Source organism: Paracoccus sp. (in: a-proteobacteria) (genome assembly GCF_039808215.1).
Lineage (GTDB): Bacteria > Pseudomonadota > Alphaproteobacteria > Rhodobacterales > Rhodobacteraceae > Paracoccus.
Window position 1 is genome coordinate 1 of sequence record NZ_JBDHSP010000138.1, and the last position, 3,674, is coordinate 3,674.

The following is a 3,674-nucleotide window of genomic DNA, read 5'->3' on the forward strand; positions in this document are numbered from 1 at the left end:
CACATGTAATGCCTTGATTTTGCATATGCTGGATACTCAAGCAGGCTCAAAATGCCCGCGGAACTGTCGAACTTCGGATCGCCGCACCCTTTTGACTGAAGGTGCCAGACAACGAATCACGGTGGATTCCTCCGGTGCAAGACCTTTCACAGCGCCAAAGACACTTGTGGGTAACTGCAAGAACAATCGGGCGGTTACGAAGAACCCCCCCTCTGTCAGGACAGTTGTCACCCGTTCTCGATCTGAAATGATTGATTTGGCGGGCGGGATAGGAAGACGACTTGGGTTACTCACCGGAACGAAAGGCAGCGGTTCTGACGAAGATGCTGCCGCCGAACAACCTGGCCTTGGGGCATCTCCCCCGCGAGGAAGGGATCTCTTAACTCATTTACATAAGGATCGATCAACGTACTGGGATTCCCCGTTCGACCTATAATAGCACCCCCCCCTCGGGCCGCGAATTAACTTCCGTGCACCTGACGTAACCCTCTCAGCAATGTCAGATCTGATGTTAAAAGTCGGGGTGGGATCACTTGTGCTGGTCAACTCATTCAGTGTAGCCGTGCGACTGATTTTAGCATCACCAAGGAAAAACATAATTGCGAAAGCCACACAGACCAACACGGTCGTCCAAACGATCTTTCTTGGATTTAAAACGGTCCATTTGAATATATCATAAATTACAACAACAAATAACCACCCCCTACGCAGCACCATTCGAATACCTACTACTTCCGACCGTCTCGAGGCCAGGTCCAGCTCATTTAGAATCTGGCGCTCCCGTTTTATTTCCGAAAGCTCTTTCAAGATCGAAATTGGCCCCTCAGGAATCCAGCCCCGCCATGCGGCCAATCCATAGCATGCGATTAGACTACCCAAGACAAATATCAGCGAAAGGAGGCTCTGCTCGTTTGCCGCCCCATAGATTGCACCCGCGAGTAGCGTACCGGCAACCATTTCGGAGCGAAACCTCGGCCTCATGCACAGGTTCGCAAGTACTATCGAGGCCGCACCATTACACCAGAGCCAGACCTGAGAAAACTCACCAAGACTCAATTTCGCGTAAGGCGGCAACCAAACCGCGCCGAAACCAATTGCCGGCGACAGCGCATCCGCAATGAGGTGTATACCAATGCCGGCAAATGCGATCGACAGAATCGCCTTAAGAAACCAGTGACGCCGGACGCAGACCAAAAGCAGAGTCGGAAAAAATATCGAATGAGTTAAGACTGAGCGGTGCTGCAATAGCGGTGAAAGCAGAAAGTCAGTATCGGGAAATGGTAACACGAGCGCAATCGCAAAGCTGAATCCAACGGCGATCGCAAAGAACTGCAGCCACATGACAGAAGCAGAGACCCAAAAGGCCAGCCGCGGATATCGCCTCAAGTCCTTCGATACGGCGGCTGCACCGTTGCTGATCACTGTCGTGTCTTCACTCATTTCCAGCACCTGATCTCAACCCCAAAATCGAAACTGTATGCCTCTCGGACAAGCGTGATGCCAGCGCATTTTCGGCTGGGCCAAGACCGTCGGCGGCATGGCGAAGAGCGTCTATCGTGGCGTCGAGCGCGTGCGTTCCCGCTTCATCCTCACCATGGCCGCCAACAACCTCGCCCGACTGCCCCGGTTGCTCGCCGCATGAGGGCGAGTAGCGGCATCAGGCGCGCATGCTGTCCGCGCCGATTGGCCTGACACTCACGGTCCCCGATCCAACCAATGGGAAGCCGTTCCGCTTCGCCGACTTCTTCAGCAGCCTGTTCTAAATGATCAGGACAAACTCAGGCAGGCGGTGCCAACCGGGCCGTTACGATCAACTGCGGCAAACAGGCGGGCGATTTCCTCGGCGGTCTGGCGCGGCTTGTAAAGGTTGCAGATAAGATGGCTCCTCACTTTTCGGAACGATAGCAAGATTTCGAGCTTGCGTATTGAATTTCGCTTGAGAAATCATCATGCCCGCTCTACGGTAATACAACAGAGCACCAAAGATGGGGGCGCAAGCCATGGCCGTCCACAAGCAGAGCGTCAGCTTTACCGACACCGCCTTCGCCTTCGCCCGCGAGCTGGTCGAGGCCGGCGAATACCCCAATGTCAGCGCCGCCGTTTCGGGCGAGCTGGCCCGTGCCAAGATCGTCCGCGACCGCGAACAGGCCCTGTTCGAGGCCGAGTTGCAGCGCCGCCTCGCCTTGCCTGTCGATCAGTGGCAGCCGATGGTTGATCCTGTCGCCTTCACCGCAGAGGCCCGTGCGGCGCTGATCGCGCGCGCCGGATCGGGTTCGGACAATACGCGCTGATGCGGTTGATCCGGCATCCGCTGGTCGTCCGCGACCTGACGGCGCTCGTTGAACATATTCTCGATGTGACCGGCGGTGATGTCGGTGCGGCCGAACGCCGCCTCGACGAGATCGAGGCCATGCTGCGCGACATCGCCGGCAACCCGCATTCGGGGGCACGGCTTGCGGCGCCCCTCGGTGGCTGGCTGGTCCGGCATGGCGGGCGCGGTCACCGGCTGACCATCGTGTTCCGTGCCGATGCAACGCGCGATGCTCTCTACATCGCCCTGGTTGCGTTCGGCGGGCAGGACTGGATGAACACCGGCGCGAGGCGGCGCGGTTTCCCGGGGGAAAGCAGGGAGGCCGGCAGCCCATGAGCAACGAAGCCTTCGCCCGCGTGCATATCGACCAGCTGCTGAAGGATGCCGGTTGGCGCCTGACCGATGGCCGCAGCCTGCGCTATGAATATCCGCTCGATGACGGTGGCAAGGCCGATTACGTCCTGTTCGATCGCCAGGGCCGCGCGCTTGCCGTGCTTGAGGCCAAGGCAACCTCCGTCAACCTGAGTGCAGGCGAGGCGCAGGGGCTGCGCTATGCCGATCAGCTCGACGTGCCGTTCATCTTCCTGTCCAACGGTGAGGAAATCTGGTTTCGCGACAAGGGCCAGGATGCGCATTTCCGCGCCGTCGAGACGATTTTCAGCCAGGACGACCTCGCCCGCCGCAAGGCCGCGGGCGAGATCCGGCGCAATCCCCTCGATATCCTGGTGGACAGCCGCATCGCCGGCGGCGGCGGACGCTGGCATCAGCTTGCCTGTATCGACGCGGTTTGCCGCGAGATCGTCGCCGGGCGGCGCAGGATGCTGGTCGAGATGGCGACCGGCACCGGCAAGACCCGCACCGCTGCCGCGCTGCTCAAGCGGCTGTTCGAGGCCAGCTGGATCACCCGCGCCCTGTTTGTCGTTGATCGCAATACCCTGGCCATGCAGGCCGAGGATGCCCTGGCCGAGCATCTGCCTGAGCTGCCCAGCTATCGCGTGCCGCGCACAGGCCGGCGCTTTCAGGATGAAAAGCGCATCACCATCGTCACCTTGCAGACCATGGTCAACGAGTATGACAAATACTCGTCGGGCTATTTCGACATGATCGTCATCGACGAATGCCACCGCAGTATCTACGGCAAATGGCGCCGCGCCCTTGACCATTTCGACGGCATCAAGGTCGGTCTGACCGCTACGCCCTGCGTGATCGCCGAGGACAAGGACATTGACGAGGAAGACCAGGCCGCCATCCGCGATACGCTGCGCTTCTTCGAGGTGAAAAAGCCTACCTTCAGCTATTCCATGTCGCAGGCCATCGCCGAGGGGCACCTGGTCCCCTATCAGATCTATCGCGCCATGACCGC

4 protein-coding genes and 1 pseudogene are annotated in these 3,674 nt (G+C 59.0%); 4 read left to right on the forward strand and 1 reads right to left on the reverse strand.

What is annotated here, in order from left to right:
* Positions 1–384 precede the first annotated feature (384 nt).
* Positions 385–1,440, reverse strand: coding sequence for a hypothetical protein (locus WMK75_RS18575; protein WP_347269063.1), 1,056 nt, complete (start codon positions 1,438–1,440; stop codon positions 385–387).
* 70 nt (positions 1,441–1,510) lie between these two features.
* On the opposite strand from WMK75_RS18575, the pseudogene WMK75_RS18580 reads away from it, so the two are divergent.
* The 4 genes and pseudogenes from WMK75_RS18580 to WMK75_RS18595 form a co-directional block, all read left to right on the forward strand.
* Positions 1,511–1,642 (forward strand): annotated as a pseudogene (locus tag WMK75_RS18580) (IS5/IS1182 family transposase); the annotation flags it as partial.
* 358 nt (positions 1,643–2,000) lie between these two features.
* Positions 2,001–2,291 carry a hypothetical protein gene (locus WMK75_RS18585; RefSeq protein ID WP_347269064.1) on the forward strand — a complete coding sequence of 97 codons (291 nt, stop codon included), beginning with the start codon at positions 2,001–2,003 and terminating at the stop codon, positions 2,289–2,291.
* On the forward strand, positions 2,291–2,647 hold the full coding sequence (locus WMK75_RS18590) for a type II toxin-antitoxin system RelE/ParE family toxin (protein WP_347269065.1): 357 nt from the start codon (positions 2,291–2,293) through the stop codon (positions 2,645–2,647). Before WMK75_RS18585 ends, WMK75_RS18590 begins: the two co-directional genes overlap by 1 nt.
* Positions 2,644–3,674, forward strand: a 1,031-nt coding sequence (locus tag WMK75_RS18595; RefSeq protein ID WP_347269066.1) for a DEAD/DEAH box helicase family protein, incomplete at its 3' end; no start/stop codon positions are given. The genes WMK75_RS18590 and WMK75_RS18595, both read left to right, overlap by 4 nt.